This is a genomic window from Uliginosibacterium flavum, from assembly GCF_040566545.1.
Classification (GTDB): Bacteria; Pseudomonadota; Gammaproteobacteria; order Burkholderiales; family Rhodocyclaceae; genus Uliginosibacterium; species Uliginosibacterium flavum.
In genome coordinates this window covers 79,232-97,717 of record NZ_JBEWZI010000011.1, presented here as the reverse complement: position 1 = coordinate 97,717, position 18,486 = coordinate 79,232, and the positions used below count along the sequence as shown (strand labels likewise).

Below are 18,486 nucleotides of genomic sequence, written 5' to 3'. Positions count from 1 at the left end.
ATCAAAGTCCGGTATCGATGGCAAAGCTCACGCCGTGGCGCTTGAAACCCATGCCGTCGTAGAAGCGGTGCGCATCCAGACGACGCAGGTTGCTTGAGAGCGCGAGTTTGTAGGCGCCTTTATCCGCGGCGATCTGCATGGCCGCACGCAACATGGCGCGGCCCAGCCCTTTGCCACGATGCGCCGGGCGGATCACGACCGCTTCCACCACCGCTTCGCTGGAGAGTCCGTGGGCGAAAACGGGGAAGATCAGCAGGCTCAGACAACCGACAATCTCGCCATCGCTTTCGGCAAAGTAGCCGTCGTAGTCGGGATAGCGCCGCATGGCATCCCAAGTCATGCGCACACTGTCGAGGGGCAAGGGTGCATCACCATCGAGTTCGGCCAGTATTTCGGCGAGCAGCGGCAGTTCGTCTTCGCGCAGCGGGCGCAGATTCAAGGCACTCATATCAGCACCTTGCGGATGCGCGCCGAGATGATGTCGATGCAGGTGACGAAGACGATGATGATCAGCATGACGGCGGCGGTCTGAGCGTATTCAAAGCTGCGAATGACTTCGTACAGGATCACGCCGATGCCGCCTGCGCCGACCATGCCGACCACGGAAGCCGAGCGTATATTCGATTCGAAGCGATACAGCGTGTAGGAAACCCACAAGGGAATGACTTGCGGGATGACGCCGTAGACGATCTCTTCGAGGGCATTGGCACCGGTGGCGCGAATGCCCTCGACCGGGCGCGGGTCGATGGATTCCACGGCCTCGGAAAACAGCTTGGCGAGAATGCCGGTGGTATGCACCCACAGGGCCAGCACGCCGGCAAAGGGGCCGAGGCCGACGGCGACGATGAAGAGCATGGCGAACACCATCTCGTTGATGGCGCGTGCGGCGTCCATCAGGCGGCGCACCGGCTGATGAATCCACGGCGGCGTGATGTTGGCTGCGCACAGCAGGCTGAAGGGGACGGCACAGATCACGGCCAGCAGCGTGCCCCACAGGGCGACTTGCATGGTCACGATCATTTCGGCGACGTAGATGCGCCAGTCCGTGAAATCGGGCGGAAAGAAGTCACCGGCAAAGCTGGCCATGTTTGCCGAATCGGCAATCAAGGCCATCGGGCGAATGTCTGCGCCGCGCCAGGACCATGCGAGAACGCCAAAGGCCAGCGCCCACAGCACCAGGGCGAGGATTGACTTGCGCGGAATGCCACCGCTGGGATCTGCAGGATTGGTTGTGACTGTTTGCATGTTCGGAATGCCGGATGTGGCGTGAAGAAACGAAAGGGGCCGAGCGTGTGCTCAGCCCCTCAAGCGATTTACTTCGCGGAGGCGATCTGCGCCTGCAGCTCAGCCAGCTTCTTGTTGATTTCGGCCAGCTTGGCTTGCTTGGCGGCCGGATCCATCCGGTCATCGTTGTCCAGCTTGGCCTTGTCCTTGAACAGCTCCAGCTGACGGAAAGGCACCAACTGCTTGTTGCTCGACTCGTTGAAGTTGCCGAAGGTCAGCTTGTTCATGTTGGCCAGTTCGCGCTTGGCGTCTGCCGAATCGCCACGGCCATAAGTCAGGAAAAAGGCTTTGACCTTGGCTTTCATGTCGGGCGACAGATCGTTACGCCAGACCATCGGGTCGGCTGCAATCAGCGGTGATTTCCACAGGATCTGGATGTTCTTGGCTTTGTCGGCTTCACGCTTCTGGAATTTTTCCCACACTTCGGTATTGGTAATCGCCACATCCACTTGCTTGGCGGCCGTGGCCATCAGGTTGGATTCGTGATTACCTACGCGCATGGCTTTGTAATGCGTCTTCGGATCGATGCCATTCAGTGCGTACAGGTAGTAGCCAGGCACCAGCGTGCCAGAGGTGGAGTTCGGATCACCCGCCCCGTAGTTGATCTCCTTGCCGCGCTTGAGCACATCATCCAGGGTCTTGTAGACGCTGTCCTTGTGGGTGACGAGCAAGGACCAGTAACCCGGCGAACCATCCGCGTAGGTCATTTGCGCGAAGACTTCACCGTTGGCGCGATCAACCGCTTCCATGGCGGATTTGTTGCCCATCCAGGCCATCTGCACCTTGTTGAAGCGCATGGCTTCGATGATGCCGGCGTAATCATTGGCGAAGAAGGCCTTGATCTTGTAGCCGGTCTTTTTCTCCATGTCTTCCAGCACGGGTTGCCAGTCGGCCTTGAGGTTGGCGGCGGATTCAGTCGAAATGACGCCGAAATTAATTTCCGGATCGGCAGCGTGGGCTGCGGTGCAGGCCAGGCTCGCCAGGGCGATGGACAAGAGTTTGCGCAACATGGGAATTTCTCCTTGAAAAACGGGGTGGAAGGTCAAGCTGCTGCCGCGACGGCAACGGGTTGGAAAAGAGGCGTGACATTGCTGTCTTCGGCATAAGGTGCATCGTTCTCGCCGCGGTACAGCTCTGCCAGAAAGGCCGGACTCAGGTTTGCGCTGGGGCCGTCATACACGATGCGGCCCTGCTGCATGGCGATGATGCGCGGGCAGAATTTGATGGCGATCTCGACCTGATGCAGTGACACCAGCACGGCGCAACCGTGGTCGCGATTGACGCGGGTCAGCATCTCCATGACCTTGCGCGAGGACTCCGGATCGAGTGAGGCAATCGGTTCATCAGCCAGCACGACTCTGGCGCCTTGCACCAGCGCACGGGCGATGGCGGCGCGCTGCTGCTGGCCACCCGACAGCGTCGAGGCGCGCTGAAAGGCATAGTCGTCTATACCAACTTCGGCTAAAGCCTTGAGGCCGAACGCGCGTTCTGCAGCGGTAAACAGCCTGAACAGCGAGCGGTGATTCGGAATGCGGTGCAGCTGCCCCGTCAGCACATTGCTCAGCAAGCTCAAACGCCCCACCAGGTTAAACTGCTGGAACACAAAGCCGATCTGGGCGCGCACCGCACGAATGTTGCGGGCAATCCGTCCATCCGTCTGGATCAGCTCGCCGTGCACACGAATCTCGCCCGCGTCCGCCGCCACAAAGCCGGAAAGGTGACGCAGCAGGGTGGACTTGCCGGAGCCCGAGGCACCGATCAGCGCCACCATCTCGCCGGGGGCGACCGACAGGCTGACATCGTCGAGCGCGCGGCGCTTGCCGAAGGTTTTACTCAGATTACTGACACTGATTGCCTGCATGAAAGCTCCCGATTCCGAATGAACGCGGCAGATGCTAGGCAATCAATGTTAAGGATACGTGTCAGGCAGAAGAAGAGTTTGGCGGGGACGACACAGATCAGTTTGGGGCTGGTAACCGCGTTCAACGTGTCCGAGTGGGGCACAAAGCCCTGGCAAAGCACACCGCCCCTGCGCTCTGCGGGCTATCCTGGCAGGATGGGCGCGTAATCCCCGTAGCCATCCGGCCAGGGCGTAAGAACTTCGAAGCCACTCTCGGTCACGGCCACCATGTGTTCCCACTGCGCCGAAAGGGAGCGGTCCTTGGTGACGACCGTCCAGCCATCGGGCAAGTGCCTGACGGCTGCTTTGCCGGCGTTGATCATGGGTTCGATGGTGAACACCATGCCCGCCTCCAGCCTCAGGCCTTCACCCGGCCGGCCGTAGTGCGTGACCTGTGGCGCGTCATGATAGATCTGCCCAATCCCGTGGCCACAGTATTCACGCACCACGCTGAAGCCCTCCCGCTGGGCGACCGTCTGGATGGCGTGGCCGACATCCCCGAGCGTGGCGCCCGGGCGCACCTGCAGAATCCCCGCGCGCATGGCGTCATAAGTCGTACGGACCAGGCGTTTCGCCAGGATGCCGGGTTCGCCGACGAAGTACATGCGGCTGGTGTCGCCAAACCAGCCATCCTTGATGATGGCCACGTCAATGTTGAGGATGTCCCCATTCTTCAGCTTCTTGTCCGCAGGAATGCCATGGCAGATGACGTGATTCAGCGAAGCACAGATGGTCTTGGGGTAGCCGTGATAACCGATATTGGCCGGAATCGCCTGCTGCACCTTGACGATGTAGTCATGGCACAGCTTGTCCAGCTCATCGGTCGTGACGCCGGGTTTAACGTGTTCGGCAATCATCTGCAGAACATCCGCAGCCAGTTTGCCGGCACGCCGGGCCATGGCGATTTCGTCCGCGGACCTGATGCTCACGCGTCTGGACTCAGTCATGCGGCCGCTGCCGATACAGCAAGAAATGCGCTCGTTTCAGCGGCCGCTTGCTGTTCCGCCTGTATCAGCAATTGGCAGATTTCCCCGTAGCAAAGCTTCGGATTCAGCTCCGCAAGCATGCCGACACGCAGCCAATGCTCGGCCTGCGCATTGATGGAGCGGCTCAAGGCTCCACTGGTCAGACGCAAATTCTCATGCATCTGTTCTGAAATTTTGACGATTCCCACCGCGATCACCTTGTATATGGTTTGCAGTCGTTTCATATACTAACAAAACCGCAGGCGAATCGCCTGAAAAAACCCGGACGCCCTGATTTTCCACCGCAGGCCTCTGCAGCACTGGCATTCAGCCACCATCGTGAATCACTTGCTGCAGTGGCAGAATGCCTGCATGAAACGCTTTGAATTCCGCCTGAACATTTCGCCCGAGCAATACCTGCCCTATTACCGGGGCGAAGTGCGCATGGTCGTGGTGTCACTGCCCAACGGCCAGTCCATCAGCTTCCCGGCCAGCTTGTTACGCAAGTTCCTGCACGCCGAAGGCATTCACGGCGACTTCATCCTGAGTTGCGACGACCAGAACAGAGGCGCCGAACTGCAGCGCAAGCCGGCCGAATGAGGCGTTAGCCAGAACGGAAGGCTTTAGCAACAACAAAAAGCCCGCAGCGCAGCGGGATTTTTTGTAGGTGGCTGAAGAGCCGCGCGGGGCGGGCGTCTTGAGCTGGCCTGCTTGCACAGGCATGTCAGGAGCGGCTCTTCAGGCAGGCGTCGTTCCAAACGACGACCCACGCTGATCGGCAGAAGACGACCCATTACAAACACTCGGAAAGTTGAAAAGCGGACGTTTGAACGTCGGTATTGAGCGGCACGCGCAGCAAAACGCGCCACATCCACGCAGATTTCTTTAGCGAAGTGGTTCATCCGCAAGTTTGGACCTTTCGATAGGAACCGTGATTCCATGCGCCGTCGTTGCGGCCATCACTACGTTAAAGAACCAATCCTCAGCAAGCGGTGATACGACGACACGAGCAATCAGCTCGCTCAACCGACAAGGCACCACGACACCGGAAGACGGTTTGAGAGCTTCGATTTCGATCTCCGAACGACCAACAGTGATCTGCCCGGAACCACTTACATCTGGAACGATGTGATCTTCCCAGGTGAAGACTCCATTCATCGCATTGATCTTCTTGTGCGTGACGGAAGTATCCCAATGCACGAGACGATACTCACGTTCATGTGCAAAGCTTTGGCGCTTGCACAACACCGGTCTAAACGCATTTCCGTCGTCAATGGTGAACTCTCCGCTGCCGTAGTCCCCGTACTGCACACACCCCCCGTATACCTCGATTGGCGTTGCCCCAAGCGCAACTCGAATTCGAGCCTCGGATGAGACTATTGCGATGCCCTCGTTGGCCCGGGAGTAGAGAGACCACATTGCAGCTGATTCGTGCTCATTTTGGTGCCAGCAGTTCAAGAAAAATGAGCGGCGGTACGCGTAAGCTTGCCGAATGCGCAACTCATGAAGGTCTAACAACCGAGTAAATGCAATGCTCAGGTCTGTCTCACCTCGCTTCAAGTAGCCTGGAAGCTTTGATCTAACCTCTGGCGGTAGTTGCTCAAGTGACCTCCATGCACGGTGTGCGAATCGAGTGGGAGGCAAGGTCCCTTCAAACGGGTCGGATCGTGCCAAGAACTCAAGGCTGGAAAAGAACAGTGCCTGCTGCTGCAGCAGTGACAAGAACTTTGGCAAGCTTAGGTAGCGCCACAAGGCTGCGTCCGGCGTGACAGCAGGAGCAAATTCCTTGTGCGGGAGCAGAGGCATTACTAGGTTCCTACTCGTTAATGAATTGAGGTGAGAGACCGCCGCAGGCGAAGGGGACTCAAAGCGCACCGCGTACGGCGCATACCAAATATTCCGGCACGACTCGTAGGGCGTCAATGAACGAAGCGAATTGCGCCGTATGAACATACGCGCCATCACTCCATCCGGCGCAATTCGCTTCGCTCATCGTTCCCTGCGGCGCCCTACGAATGACCGCTTGTGGCTCGCACATTGACCATCCGTTGATGGCCGATTGTACGCATTCGCCATTAGCTCCAAATACGCCACCCTCACCTCCCCGCCGCCTCATCCTTGCCGTAATACGGTGAGCGCGGGCCGTACAACACGCCGTAAGGGCGGGCCAGCAGCAGGCGCTGACTGGTGATGCCGGCAACCACGTGCCCTTGCTCGGTCAGGGTATTGACGATCTGGTCGATGGCCGCTTTGACCAGCATGCCGATCAGGCCGTTGTTGTTGTTCTGGTTCTCATTGTTGGAGGCCGAGGCCGCGCCGCTCCACAGGGTCTCACCGGTTTTCAGATCGACCAACTTGGCGTTGGCGGCGACGATGGTGTCGCTGGAGAGCACCATGTAGCGGGTGCCGTACTGGGTGATCTCGATATACAGCGCGGTGTCGGCGCCGAAGATTTCGCGCAGCTTGGCCGGTACCACGGCATGGATTTCTTCGGGCGCATTCAGGCCGTTCTGGCGGAAAACTTCATCCACCACAGCAACCGGGAACACGTAGTAGCCAGACTCGGCCAGCGGGTAGCTGGTGTAGGACAGAAAGCTGTAGCTGGCCTTGATGTCGGGCGATTTGTTGACCGGCGGCAGCACCAGAATCGACTTCGGATTGCTGCGCTTGAAGGCGCTGTAGTCGTAGGGCTTCTGCGTGGCACAACCGGTGACGAACGTTGCCAACAGCAGCACGGCGGCCAGCTTGAACAGGCGGATCGATTGGCTCATTTCTTCTCTCCGCTCATTTTGGCGAGCATGAAATCCATGAACGCAGCGGACTCCGGGAAGAGCGCTTTCTCGGTCTCCAGTTCCTGACGCGCCAGCTCCGGCTTGCCTTCGGAAATCTGCAGCATCGCCAGATGGGCGTGAAAGCCCGGCGGCACGGATTTGTTGGCGGCGCGGGCCTGCTGGATGATTTTCTCCAGCGCGAGGATCTGCTCGGCGTGGCTCTTGCCCTGCCCCTTCAGATACTCATACACCTGCGGCTGGTAATCGCCCCAGTAGTACAGCGTGGGCTTGCTGGCACAGCCGCTGGCGAGCAGCGCGCAGGCCAGCAGGCTTGCCGGCAGAAACTTTCTTGTCATCATCGTGCTGACGACTCCGCTCACTTGGCCGGGCGCCAGGCGCCGCTCTCGACGCCGCGCACCAGATTGTTGACCGCTTCGCGGATCGCCAGATCGAGCACCTTGCCGTTGAGGGTGGAGTCATAGCTGGCGGTGCCGCCGAAGCCGATGACTTCGCGGTTGGACAGGCTATATTCGCCGGCGCCCTGCGCCGAGAACACGACTTCGGAGGTCTGCACATTGACGATATTCAGATTCACCTTGGCATAGGCGACCTGTTCCTTGCCGCGCCCGAGGATGCCGAAGAGCTGGTGATCGCCAACTTCCTTGCGGCCGAATTCGCTGACATCACCGGTCACCACGTAGTCGGCGCCCTTGATGGCCTGATTCTGTTTATTGAAGCCGGCTTCCTGCGCGGTTTCCTTCAGGTTCTCGCGGTCCAGCACCATGAAGCGCCCGGTCTGCTGCAGATGGGTAATCAGGATGGTCTTGGCCTGACTGCCGAGGCGATCGACGTTGTCGGAGAAGATGCCGCGCATGTAGCTGGAGCGGTTGTCGAACTTGCCCACCGACAGCGGGCTGCGCACGCCGGCGTAAGGCTGGTTGGCGCTGTTGACCTTGGCGACGTCGAGCGAGCGCGAAGACTCGGTGGCGCAGCCGCTCAGCGTGAAGAGCATGACCAGCAGCAGCGGAAACAGGGAATTTTTTGGCATTTTCAGGCCCTCGGCAGAATCGGAAAAACGGCGCTGCGCCCATGCATAGCGACGAGCGCAGCGAGAAGGCCGGAAGCATACCCGATCCGACCGGCGACTCGCCTGCCTGTGCGCGAAAGTCAGCCTTTTTGGCAGCTTGCTGGAGAGCCTCTCCCAGCGCGGCTCTCCGGACAGAAATGCGGGAGAGGAAGGCGGGAAGCGGCTCTTCAGGCAGCCTCTTTATGGTCGCAAGCAATGCGCATCGGCCTGACAGGCTGACTGACGAGCCTGCTGCTGGTCACGCTCCTGTTCGCGGCCGACCATGCAGCCTCCGACGTAGGCGGCGAACAGCAGGGCCAGCAGCAACACCGCTACGCCGTACCAGTTGAATGCCGGCACACGCCAGCCCTGCAGGGGTGCGATGACACGGGGCGATTCATCAGGGCACATGGCTTGTCCTCCGGAAAATTTACGCTGCATCAATGCGCCGCCCCCGCGTCTACCACGCGTGTCGCGCGCGGGGCCAGCCAGATGCTGCAGGCCGCCACGAACAGGACCACGGCAATCAGCATGAACAGCTGATTGGTGGCGAGCATCACGCTCTGGCCTTCAACCATGCGTTCGAGCGCGCCGAGCATGCCGGCATCCTGCAGGCTCTGGGCGGCCGAACCGACAATATCGACCTGGTTGGTCGGATCGATACGCGCCACGATGTCCGCACGATTGAGCTGGATGCGATCTTCCCAACTCGCGGTGGTCATCGAGGTCGCAAAGGCCCCTGCCAGCGTGCGCAGGAAGTTCATCAAACCGGCGGCCGAAGCGGTTTCACGCTCTTCCACACTGCCCAGGATCTGACCGGTAAGCGGCACGAAGAAGAAGGGCATACCGACACCCATCACCAGCAGCGGCAGGGCGACCTGCCAGTAAGTCATGTCGGTGGTGCCGAAGGCACGCCACAGCGTAATCATCCCCAGCCAGGAAACGCCGAAGAAAACCAGCGGACGCGAATCTATCTTGCTGGAGAGCATGGCCGCCATCGGTGCGCACAACACGGCCAGCACGCCGCTCCAGGCCGTGGCCATACCGGACCAGGTGGCCGTGTAGCCCATGTGCTGCTGCAGCCACAGCGGGGTCAGCACGTTGGCCCCAAAGAAAGCGCCGAAGGCCAGAACCAGCGTGAGCACCCCAAATGAGTAGCCGCGATGACGGAATACACGCAGGTCCACAATCGGATAACGCTCGGTCAGCTCCCAGATCAGGAAGGCGATGAAGCCGATCGCCGCCACGACGGCCAAGGTGACGATAAGCGGCGAGGAGAACCAGTCGAGATTTTTGCCTTCGTCGAGCATGATCTGCAGCGCACCGACCCACACCACCAGCAGGGCAAGACCAACCTTGTCGATCGGTGCTTTTTCCAGCCCGGTCTCGTAGCGCTTGAGCAGACCCCAGCCGAACCAGGCGCAGATCAGCGCAATCGGCACATTGATGTTGAAGATCCAGGACCAGTGGCTCTGGTCACAGATCACGCCACCGACGATGGGGCCGAGGATCGGGGCGATCAGAGTGGTCATCGCCCACAGGGCGGTGGCCAGCGCGGCCTTGTCCTTGGGGAAAATGCGCAGCAACAGGGTCTGCGACAACGGCATGAGCGGGCCACCGGCCAGCCCCTGCAGCACGCGTGCGGCCACCAGCATGCCCAGCGAATTGGAGAAACCGCAGAGCATGGATGCCAGGCCGAACAGGGCCATGGACGTCACGAAGACGCGCACCGCACCGAAACGCCCGGCCAGCCAGCCGGTAAGCGGCACGGTGATGGCCTCGGCCACCGCGTAGGAGGTGATCACCCAGGTGCCCTGGCTGCTGGTGACGCCGAGGCTGCCGGCAATGGTTGCGACCGAGACATTGGCGATGGTCATGTCCAGCACGGCGATGAAGTTCGCCAGCGCCAGCACCAGCGCACCGAGGATCAGCATGCCGCCACGCAGCGGTTGCTCGCCATTCGGAAGAAGAGCTTGGGTACTCATGCGGGCAGCCTCAGTTTGCGCTACGGGTGTCGATGCTGGCGTGCATGGAAAGACCAACCTGCAGCGGATGCGCGGCAAGGTCTGTCGGGTCAAGCGCGATGCGCACCGGCAGGCGCTGCACGACCTTGATCCAGTTACCGCTGGCGTTTTGCGCCGGGATCGTCGCGAAAGCGGCGCCCGTGCCGCCGGAGAAGCCGGTCACGGTGCCGTGGTAGGTCACCTTGTCGCCGTAGATGTCTGCACGCAACTCGACCTTCTGGCCCAGGCGCACATCCTGCAGCTGAACTTCCTTGTAGTTGGCATCGACGTGCATGCGCCCCACCGGCACCACGGCAAGCAAGGACGCGCCCGCCTGAACACGCTGGCCGACCTGCACGGTGCGCTTGGCTACCACCCCATCCACCGGAGCACGGACCACGGTTCGCTCCAGATCGATGCGGGCCTGGTCTCGACGGGCACGCGCCAGTGCCACTTCCGGGTTGGTGTCCAGCGTGGCATCGTCGATCAGCACCGTGTTGGCGCTGCGTGAGCCGATCGCGGCAGTGCGATTGGCGCGGGCCTGCGCAGACCCGGCGCGGGCCACTTCCAGATTGGCGCGCGCCGTGGAAAACGCATTCTGGGCCCGCGTCAATTCATCGCCGGATACCGAGCCGGAGCCCGCCAATGCCTCGCGACGCTGCAGATCGATGCGGGCGCGCTCGAAGTCGGACTCGGCAGCGCCCAGCTGGGCGGCGGCACGCAACTCATCGGCATCCCGCGCGGCGACCTGCGCGACCAGACCGGTGTCATTGGCCTGAAAACCCCGCACCTTGCGCACGGCGCGGCCGTATTCGGCATCGGCCTGGGCGAGCAGCAGACGCGCATCGGCATCGTCGATGACCACCAGCACCTCGCCCTGCTTCACGGCCTGGGTATCGACCACTTTGACTTCGCGCACCGTGCCGCCCACCGAGGGCGTGACCTGCGAGATTTCGACGGCAGCGTAAGCATTGTCGGTGCTGACGAAATGGGACGCATGGAGGTACCAGTAACTGCCATAGGCAATGGCGGCGACAGCCACGACACCGCCCAGGGCACTGAACAGACGGCGGCGGCGTTGGCCGTTACGGGCGTCGATTTCGGCAACGGCGTGGGTTTCAATCGGAGAGATTTGGGACATGATGATTTCCTTGAAAACGAATTCGGGGGGAGAAGTTTTTATTCAGCGCGGTAGCCGCCGCCCAGCGCGCGCACCAGCGCGACATCGAGGCTGAAGGCGCGCGACTGCAGATCGGTCAGGCTGCGCAGATTGGCCAGCAGGCTGTCTTCGGCGCTGAGCACATCGAGATAGTTTGAAAGCCCGCCGTCGTAGCGGTTGCGGGCGATCTGCCAGGCCTCGCGGGCGGCATCGACGGCCGCGTTGCCACGCTCAAGCTGACGGCCCAGCGCGCGCTGGCTGACGCTGGCATCGGCCACGTCATGCAGGGCCTGGGTCACCGTCGCTTCGTAGTTCGCCACCGCTTCGTCGTAATCGGCGCGACGGCCCTTGTACTGCGCCTTGAGGCGACCGCTGCTGAAGATCGGCAGCGAAATCGCCGGGCCAGCGCTGCCGATGTCCGAGCCGGACTTGAACAGCTTGTCCAGACCGAGTGACTGCGCGCCGATGAAAGCCGACAGGTTCACGTTCGGGTAGAACTCGGCCTGCGCCGCATCAATGCGCTTGGCGGCGGCCTCGGCGCGCAGGCGGGAGGCCACCACATCCGGTCGGCGCCCGAGCAGATCCAGTGCAAGCCTTTCCGGCAAGCCGGGCGCTTGATCCAGCCGGATCGCCGGACGCGTGATGGCCAGACCACGATCCGGCCCGGCGCCCATCAGCGCGGCCAGGCGATTGCGCTGCAGGGCAATCTGTTCATTGACCGCCAGCAAGTCGCCCTCGGCGCTTGCCTGTCGCGCATCGGCCTGACGCACGCTGCCCAGGGTTTCCATGCCGTTATCGAAACGCTCGTGGAACAGGCTTGCCGTCTTGCTGCGCACTTCCCCGGCAGCGGCGGCCGTGTCGCGTGCGGCGAACAGCCGTGCCAGTTCGGCGTAAGCGCTGGCAATCGAGGTGCCGAGCACCAGACGGGCCTGCGCGGCATCGGCCACCGCGGCTTCGCGATCCGACGTGGCGGCGGCCAGTGCAGCGCGGTTGCGGCCCCAGAAATCCAGCTCCCAGCTGAAATCCAGAGTCATCCGGCCGTAATCGTTCCAGCCCACCGGGGACATGCTCCTGGGGGTCAGGTAGTTGTAGCTCTGCTTGGCCTCACTGGCCGAGGCATTGGCGCTGAGCTGCGGGCCGGAAGCTGCGTTGCTGGTTTGCACGCCAGCGTCAGCGCGATGCAGGCGGGCCTCCGCCACGCGCAGGCTGGGCGCGCTGCTGACCGCCTCCGCGATCAAGGCATCGAGCTGGGCATCGCCGTAGGACTGAAACCAGTTTTCCGCCGGCCATTGGCGGACTGACGCGCCTTGAGTCTGAGTGGCAGACCACGCGCTGGCGGGCTTGATCTGTGGCTGGGCCCCCATCTCTGGCACTTGGGCACAAGCACCCAGGGTCAGGACGGCCATCAGCGCGAGGGGGTAGCGCAAAACCGGGGCGGTGATAAATCGGATTGGAAAAGGGGCTTGGGTCATCGCTGCATCCATTAACTGAACTGTACGGTACAGTATTAGTTGACACAAAGCAGCTGTCAAGCAAAACTGTACTGACTAGTACAAAAAAGGTTTCAGCCATGCGCTGCAAGAGCGAGACAAAGCGCCAAAGCATCATCGACACCGCTGATGCGGTCTTCCGCGAACTGGGTTTCGAGGCCACTTCAATGTCCGAAATTGCCGCGCGGGTGGGCGGATCGAAGGCCACGCTGTACAACTACTTCAGCTCCAAGGACGAGCTGTTTGTCGCCACCATTCTCCAGTTTGCCCAAACGCATATGGAAGGCGTGTTCCGGCTGCTCGACCCGAATCAAGCCCTGGAGCACAGCCTGCGGACGTTCGGCGAAGCCTTCCTGCAGACGATCTGCCGCCCCGAGCTGGTCAGCGTTCAGCGCAACTTGCTTGCCGAATCCGGGAGAAGTGATGTGGGCCGCATTTTCTATGCGCATGGACCGCAGCAGGGGCAGGAACTTCTTGCTGCCTTCCTTGAAAAACGTATTGCGCAGGGCCGGCTGCGCCCGGCAAACGCCTTGGTTGCGGCACATCACCTGATTGGCTTGCTGAAGTCCGAGATTCTGGAGCCGCTCCTTCTGCGCGTGCATGACCAGATTGATCCGGCAGAGATTCCGCCAATGGTTGAGCGCGCGGTCGAAGTATTCCTGCTGGGATATGCACCGCAAAATAGCCCTGCCTGAAGAGCCGCTCTGGGCCTGCCTCTGCAGGCATGCCTGCTGAAGACGCATGCCGGGCGCAGCTGTACAGACAGGCTTGCGGATAGTCAGTGTGCTGGCGCGCCTGGGGCTGCGGGCGCCTGCCAGTGCTCGGCCAGCTGCTGGTAATAGCGGAAGCGCTGCCGCGCCTCGTCCTGCGCCTGTTGCAGAAGGCGCTCCGCGTCCTGCGGATGGGTCTGCCAGAGCCTGCTGAAGCGCGCCTCGCTGAGTGCGAAGTCGCGGTAGGGGATCGAGGGTTCCGGGCTGTCCAGATGCAGCGGGTTCTTGCCTTGCTGCGCGCGCCGGGGATCGAAGCGGAACAGGGGCCAGTGCCCGCTCCTGACGGCCAGATCCTGCTGCTGATGATTGAGCACCAGCTCGACGCCATGGGCAATGCAGGGCGCGTAGGCGATGATCAGCGCCGGGCCGGGATAGGCTTCGGCTTCGAGGACAGCGCGCAGGGTCTGCACATCCTTTGCGCCGTAAGCGATCTGGGCGACATACACATCCGGGTAGTTCAGCGCGAAGCGGGCCAGATCCTTGCTGGCGCGGGCCTTGCCGCTGGCCGAGAAACGGGCCACGGCGCCGCGCGGAGTGGCTTTGGAGGTCTGGCCGCCGGTATTGGCATAGACCTCGTTGTTGAGCACCAGAATGTTGACGTCCTTGCCGCTGGCCAGCACGTGATCCAGCCCGCCAAATCCGATGTCATAGGCCCAGCCGTCGCCGCCGATGATCCACACGCTGTGACGACACAGCTTGTCGGCGAGATCAAGCAAGGTGTCGGCGCGCGCATCGGGCACGGTCTTGAGCGCCGCGCGGAGCTGCGCGACGCGGGCGCGCTGCTCGTGCAGGCCGGCTTCGTCCGACTGATCGGCCTGCCTGATCGCATCGACCAGCGCGACAGGGAGTTGCTCGCGCAGCTGGCTGAGCAGCCTGGCCGCGGTCTGCGCCTGCTGATCCAGCGCGACGCGGATGCCCAGACCGAATTCGGCGTTGTCTTCAAACAGCGAGTTGCACCAGGCCGGTCCGCGCCCTTCGGCGTTCTGACTCCACGGCGTGGTGGGCAGATTGCCGCCATAGATCGAGGAGCAGCCGGTGGCGTTGGCCACGATCATGCGGTCACCGAAGAGCTGGGTGACGAGCTTGAGATAGGGCGTTTCACCGCAGCCCACGCAGGCTCCGGAGAATTCGAAGAGCGGCTGCAGCAGCATGGCACCCTTGATCGTGCCGCGATTGAGAGCGCGGCGATCATATTCCGGCAGGGACAGGAAGTAGTCCCAGTTGTCGCACTCGGCCGCGACCAGCGCGGGCGTTTTCGGCGCCATGTTGAGTGCCTTGCGCGCAGGCGTCACCTTGTCGCGAATCGGACAGATGTCGACGCACAGCGTGCAGCCAGTGCAGTCCTCCGGCGCCACCTGGTAACTGATCTGCCAGCCGGGCGGGAAATCCTTGCCGAGCGCCGCCACGTGTTTGAAGCGGGTCGGCTTCCCGCTCAGCGCCTCGGGCGGCACGGCCTTGCAGCGGATCGCCGCGTGCGGGCACACCAGCGGACATTTGCCGCACTGGATGCACAGATCGGCTTCCCACACGGGGATTTGCTGCGCCAGATTGCGTTTTTCGAAGGCGGCCGTGCCCAGCGGGAAAGTGCCATCGGCCGGCAGCCGGCTGACCGGCAGCGCGTCGCCACGCCCGGCGATGATCTCGGCGCTCACCTCGCGGACGAAGGCCGGGGCGCGGTCCAGACGCGCCATCAGGTGGGCGCGCGGCGGTGCCACCGGGCCGATTTCGATGCGCTGCAGATGGGCCAGGGCGTTGTCGATCGCCTGGCAGTTGAGCTCGATCAGGCGCCGCTCCTTCTTGCCGTAGCTTTTCTTGACCGAATCCTTGATCGCGGCAAGGGCCTGATCGCGCGGCAGGATGCCGGCAATCGCGAAGAAGCAGGCCTGCATGATGGTGTTGATGCGCGTGCCCAGGCCGGCCTGCTCGGCCACGGCGTAGGCGTCGATGGCGTACAGGCGGATCTGTCTGGCGACGATCTGGCCTTGCAGATCCGGCGGCAGGGCGGCCCACACCTGCGCGGGCGGCAGGGGCGAATTGAGCAGAAACACGGCCTGGTCGGCGGCCGTGTCGAGCAAGGCGTAGCGATCGAGCAGGAGGCTCTGGTGACAGGCGACGAAATTGGCCTCGCCCTCGCCGATCAGATAGGCCGAGTGGATCGGATCGGAGCCGAAGCGCAGGTGCGAGATGGTGACCGCGCCGGATTTCTTGGAGTCATACACGAAGTAGCCCTGAACGTAGCCCGGGGTTGCCTCGCCGATGATCTGGATACTGTTCTTGTTGGCGCTCACCGTGCCGTCGCTGCCCAGGCCATAGAACACGGCCTGGAAAGTTCGGGCGTGGGCATCGGTGCGAAAGCCTGCATCCCAGTCCAGACTGCTCTGGGTCACATCGTCGTGGATGCCGATGGTGAAATGCTTGTGCGGCCGCTCGGCACACAATTCGTCGAACACGCGTTTGACCATGCCCGGCGTGAATTCCTTGGACGACAGACCGTAGCGACCGCCGATGATGCGCGGCAGGCGCTGGCCGCTGGCCAGACAGTGCTGCGTCAGGGCGGCCAGCACATCCTTGTACAAGGGCTCGCCGTCCGCGCCGGGCTCCTTGCAGCGATCCAGCACGGCGATGCTGTGACAGCGCTCGGGCAAGGCTGCGATCAGCGCCGCGGCGTCGAAGGGCCGATACAGCCGCACCTTCAGCAGCCCGACAGCTTCGCCCTGACGTTCCAGATAGTCGACGGTTTCCGCGGCCGTTTCGGCGCCGGAACCCATCAGCACGATCACGCGTTCAGCATAAGCACTGCCGACATACTCGAAGAGCCGGTAGTGACGCCCGGTCAGGTTCGCGAAGCGGTCCATGGCGCCCTGCACGATGGCAGGAAAGCGCTCGTAATACGGATTGACGGCTTCGCGCGTCTGGAAGGCCACGTCCGGATTCTGCGCACTGCCGTGCAGCACCGGATGCGCGGGCGAGAGCGCACGGGCGCGGTGCGCGGCGATCCACTCCGGGCGGATCATTGCACGCAGCGTCGCAGCGTCCATGGCGTCGACCCTGGCCAGTTCATGCGAGGTGCGGAAGCCATCGAAGAAGTGCAGCACGGGGATGCGCCCTTCCAGACTGGCGGCATGCGCAATCAGGGCCAGATCCATGGCCTCCTGCGGACAATTGGCGCACAGCAGGCCGAAACCGGTCTGACGCGCGCTCATCACGTCGCTGTGGTCGCCGAAAATCGACAGGGCCTGAGTGGCCAGCGCCCGCGCGGCGACGTGAAAGACCGTAGGCGTCAGTTCCCCGGCAATCCGGTACATGTTCGGCAACATCAGCAGCAGGCCTTGCGAGGCGGTAAACGTCGTCGCCAACGCGCCGGCCTGGAGGGCGCCGTGAATCGCCCCGGCCGCGCCGGCCTCGCTCTGCATCTCGATCACCTGCGGCACGCTGCCCCACAGATTGGGATCACCCGCGGCGGCCCATTCATCGGCCCACTCGCCCATGGCCGAAGCCGGCGTGATCGGGTAGATGGCGATGACTTCGCTGAACTGGTAGGCGATGATGGCAGCGGCCTGATTGCCATCAATGGTGAGTTTTGTCATGGACGGGCCTCCTATCCACGCTCGGTTCCTTGAACTTGAAGGGTAGGACAGGGAATCTTTTAAGCACCCTCTCGCACAGCCGCGTTGCGCCTCACTGTGCACGCACATTGCCCGAAGATGCGCGCCCCGCGCGGGTCTACAGCAGACCTGTCTTATCGGGCACGCCCGGCCGCCACCGTTCGAGTCGCGGCCGACGCGAACAAGCCCTAGAATGGTGGCTTCCCCAGCACCTCCTGCGCCAGCCATGAAAGCCAAAGGTTTCACCACCGCCATCCTCCACAGCGACCGCGAAGGCGGTGTCGAACATGGTTCGCTGCACAAGCCGATCCACACCTCGATCACCTTCGGCCACGCTAGCGCCGCCGACATCGCCGCCGTGTTTCAGGGCCGCCAGGCGGGCTACACCTACGCGCGCCAGATCAACCCGACGGTAGTGGCGCTGGAGAAAAAACTCAGCCTGATGGAAGACGGCCTGGCCACCTGCTGCTTCGCCACCGGCATGGCGGCAATCAGCGCGACGCTACTGTCCCTGCTGAAGGCCGGCGATCATCTGGTGTCGAGCAGTTTCCTGTTCGGCAACACCAACAGCCTGTTCAACACGCTGCAGAATTTCGGCATCGAGGTGAGTTTTGTCGACGCCACCGACGCGGCCAACGTGGCTGCCGCGCTGCGCCCGAACACGCGCGCGGTCTTCGTCGAGACCATCGCCAACCCCTGCACCCAGATCGCCGATCTGGCCGCCATTGGCGAGCTGTGCGCCGCGCATGGTGTGCTCTACGTGGTGGATAACACCATGACCGGGCCCTGGAGCTTCCGCCCGAAGACGGTGAACGCCGGGCTGGTGATCAATTCGCTGTCGAAATTCATCGGCGGCCACGGCAATGCCCTAGGCGGCGCGGTGACCGAAACCGGCGTCTTCGACTGGAACTCTTTCCCCAACATCATCGAAAGCTACAAGACCGGCAACGCGCAGAACTGGGGCCTGCAGCAGATAAAGAAGAAGGGCCTGCGCGACACCGGCGCCAGCCTGTCCCCCGAATCCGCGCACCATCTGGCGGTCGGCGCCGAGACGCTGAGCCTGCGTCAGGAGCGCTCATCGAGCAATGCACAGACGCTGGCCGAGTGGTTCAGCGCCCGGCCGGAAATTGCCCGGGTATTTTTCCCCGGCCTGCCGACGCATCCGCAGCATGCGCTGGGCAAACAGCTGTTCCGCCACAGCGGCTCGCTGATGAGCATCGAGCTCAAACCCGAGGTGGATTGCTTCAAGTTCCTCGACGCGCTGGCACTGTGCGTGCTGACGACCAATCTGGGCGACAACCGCACGCTGGTGATCCCGGTCGCGCACACCATCTATTTTGAAATGGGCGCTGCACGCCGCGCCGAGATGGGGATTTCCGACGGCACGGTGCGCATGTCCATCGGCATCGAAGACATTGAAGATCTGCTCGCGGATTTTGAACAGGCACTGGCCGCGGCACGCTGATGCCTGTT

18 protein-coding genes are annotated in these 18,486 nt (G+C 62.4%); 3 read left to right on the top strand and 15 right to left on the bottom strand.

Annotation, left to right across the window (positions count from 1 at the left end; translation table 11 throughout):
• Position 1 precedes the first annotated feature (1 nt).
• The 6 genes from ABXR19_RS11700 to ABXR19_RS11675 all read right to left on the bottom strand — a co-directional run bounded on the left by ABXR19_RS11700 (position 2) and on the right by ABXR19_RS11675 (position 4,358).
• Positions 2-448: a GNAT family N-acetyltransferase gene (locus tag ABXR19_RS11700; protein ID WP_354601313.1), complete on the bottom strand. Its 447-nt coding sequence runs from the start codon at positions 446-448 to the stop codon at positions 2-4.
• Entirely contained in the window at positions 445-1,245 is an 801-nt protein-coding gene (gene phnE, locus ABXR19_RS11695) for a phosphonate ABC transporter, permease protein PhnE (protein WP_354601312.1), read from the bottom strand. Before phnE ends, ABXR19_RS11700 begins: the two co-directional genes overlap by 4 nt.
• Before the next feature lie 68 nt (positions 1,246-1,313).
• Complete coding sequence (phnD, locus tag ABXR19_RS11690) at positions 1,314-2,294, bottom strand: phosphonate ABC transporter substrate-binding protein (protein ID WP_354601311.1); 981 nt, start codon at positions 2,292-2,294, stop codon at positions 1,314-1,316.
• 32 nt (positions 2,295-2,326) lie between these two features.
• Complete coding sequence (gene phnC, locus ABXR19_RS11685; protein WP_354601310.1) at positions 2,327-3,145, bottom strand: phosphonate ABC transporter ATP-binding protein; 819 nt, start codon at positions 3,143-3,145, stop codon at positions 2,327-2,329.
• 182 nt (positions 3,146-3,327) lie between these two features.
• On the bottom strand, positions 3,328-4,131 hold the full coding sequence (gene map / locus ABXR19_RS11680; RefSeq protein ID WP_354601309.1) for a type I methionyl aminopeptidase: 804 nt from the start codon (positions 4,129-4,131) through the stop codon (positions 3,328-3,330).
• Positions 4,128-4,358, bottom strand: coding sequence for a ParD-like family protein (locus ABXR19_RS11675; protein ID WP_354601371.1), 231 nt, complete (start codon positions 4,356-4,358; stop codon positions 4,128-4,130). Before ABXR19_RS11675 ends, map begins: the two co-directional genes overlap by 4 nt.
• A 163-nt stretch (positions 4,359-4,521) precedes the next feature.
• Between ABXR19_RS11675 and ABXR19_RS11670 the strand changes: the two genes are divergently transcribed.
• Entirely contained in the window at positions 4,522-4,749 is a 228-nt protein-coding gene (locus tag ABXR19_RS11670; protein WP_354601308.1) for a DUF2835 family protein, read from the top strand.
• Positions 4,750-5,034: 285 nt separating this feature from the next.
• Here ABXR19_RS11670 and ABXR19_RS11665 read toward each other — a convergent pair whose 3' ends face one another.
• The 8 genes from ABXR19_RS11665 to ABXR19_RS11630 all read right to left on the bottom strand — a co-directional run bounded on the left by ABXR19_RS11665 (position 5,035) and on the right by ABXR19_RS11630 (position 12,620).
• The gene (locus ABXR19_RS11665) at positions 5,035-5,955 is read right to left on the bottom strand and encodes a DUF2971 domain-containing protein (RefSeq protein ID WP_354601307.1); all 921 of its coding nucleotides are present in this window, start codon (positions 5,953-5,955) and stop codon (positions 5,035-5,037) included.
• Between the two features lie 290 nt (positions 5,956-6,245).
• Positions 6,246-6,920 (bottom strand): DUF799 domain-containing protein, encoded by a 675-nt coding sequence (locus tag ABXR19_RS11660; protein ID WP_354601306.1) that lies wholly within the window; start codon positions 6,918-6,920, stop codon positions 6,246-6,248.
• Entirely contained in the window at positions 6,917-7,279 is a 363-nt protein-coding gene (locus tag ABXR19_RS11655; protein WP_354601305.1) for a DUF4810 domain-containing protein, read from the bottom strand. The genes ABXR19_RS11660 and ABXR19_RS11655 overlap by 4 nt, the downstream gene beginning before the upstream one ends.
• A 17-nt stretch (positions 7,280-7,296) precedes the next feature.
• Positions 7,297-7,968 carry a CsgG/HfaB family protein gene (locus ABXR19_RS11650; protein WP_354601304.1) on the bottom strand — a complete coding sequence of 224 codons (672 nt, stop codon included), beginning with the start codon at positions 7,966-7,968 and terminating at the stop codon, positions 7,297-7,299.
• Between the two features lie 219 nt (positions 7,969-8,187).
• The gene (locus tag ABXR19_RS11645; RefSeq protein WP_354601303.1) at positions 8,188-8,397 is read right to left on the bottom strand and encodes a hypothetical protein; all 210 of its coding nucleotides are present in this window, start codon (positions 8,395-8,397) and stop codon (positions 8,188-8,190) included.
• A gap of 29 nt (positions 8,398-8,426) precedes the next feature.
• Complete coding sequence (locus ABXR19_RS11640) at positions 8,427-9,971, bottom strand: DHA2 family efflux MFS transporter permease subunit (protein ID WP_354601302.1); 1,545 nt, start codon at positions 9,969-9,971, stop codon at positions 8,427-8,429.
• Between the two features lie 10 nt (positions 9,972-9,981).
• Entirely contained in the window at positions 9,982-11,130 is a 1,149-nt protein-coding gene (locus tag ABXR19_RS11635; protein ID WP_354601301.1) for an HlyD family secretion protein, read from the bottom strand.
• Between the two features lie 38 nt (positions 11,131-11,168).
• Positions 11,169-12,620, bottom strand: a complete 1,452-nt coding sequence (locus ABXR19_RS11630; RefSeq protein WP_354601300.1) for an efflux transporter outer membrane subunit — start codon at positions 12,618-12,620, stop codon at positions 11,169-11,171.
• Here ABXR19_RS11630 and ABXR19_RS11625 point away from each other — a divergent pair.
• Positions 12,599-13,333, top strand: coding sequence for a TetR/AcrR family transcriptional regulator (locus tag ABXR19_RS11625; protein ID WP_354601299.1), 735 nt, complete (start codon positions 12,599-12,601; stop codon positions 13,331-13,333). The genes ABXR19_RS11630 and ABXR19_RS11625 overlap by 22 nt on opposite strands.
• Before the next feature lie 83 nt (positions 13,334-13,416).
• Here ABXR19_RS11625 and nifJ read toward each other — a convergent pair whose 3' ends face one another.
• Positions 13,417-16,995 carry a pyruvate:ferredoxin (flavodoxin) oxidoreductase gene (gene nifJ, locus ABXR19_RS11620; RefSeq protein WP_354601298.1) on the bottom strand — a complete coding sequence of 1,193 codons (3,579 nt, stop codon included), beginning with the start codon at positions 16,993-16,995 and terminating at the stop codon, positions 13,417-13,419.
• Positions 16,996-17,239: 244 nt separating this feature from the next.
• On the opposite strand from nifJ, the gene ABXR19_RS11615 reads away from it, so the two are divergent.
• A complete protein-coding gene (locus ABXR19_RS11615) occupies positions 17,240-18,478 on the top strand; it encodes a cystathionine gamma-synthase family protein (RefSeq protein WP_354601297.1) in 1,239 nt (412 codons plus the stop codon).
• Positions 18,479-18,486: the final 8 nt, after the last annotated feature.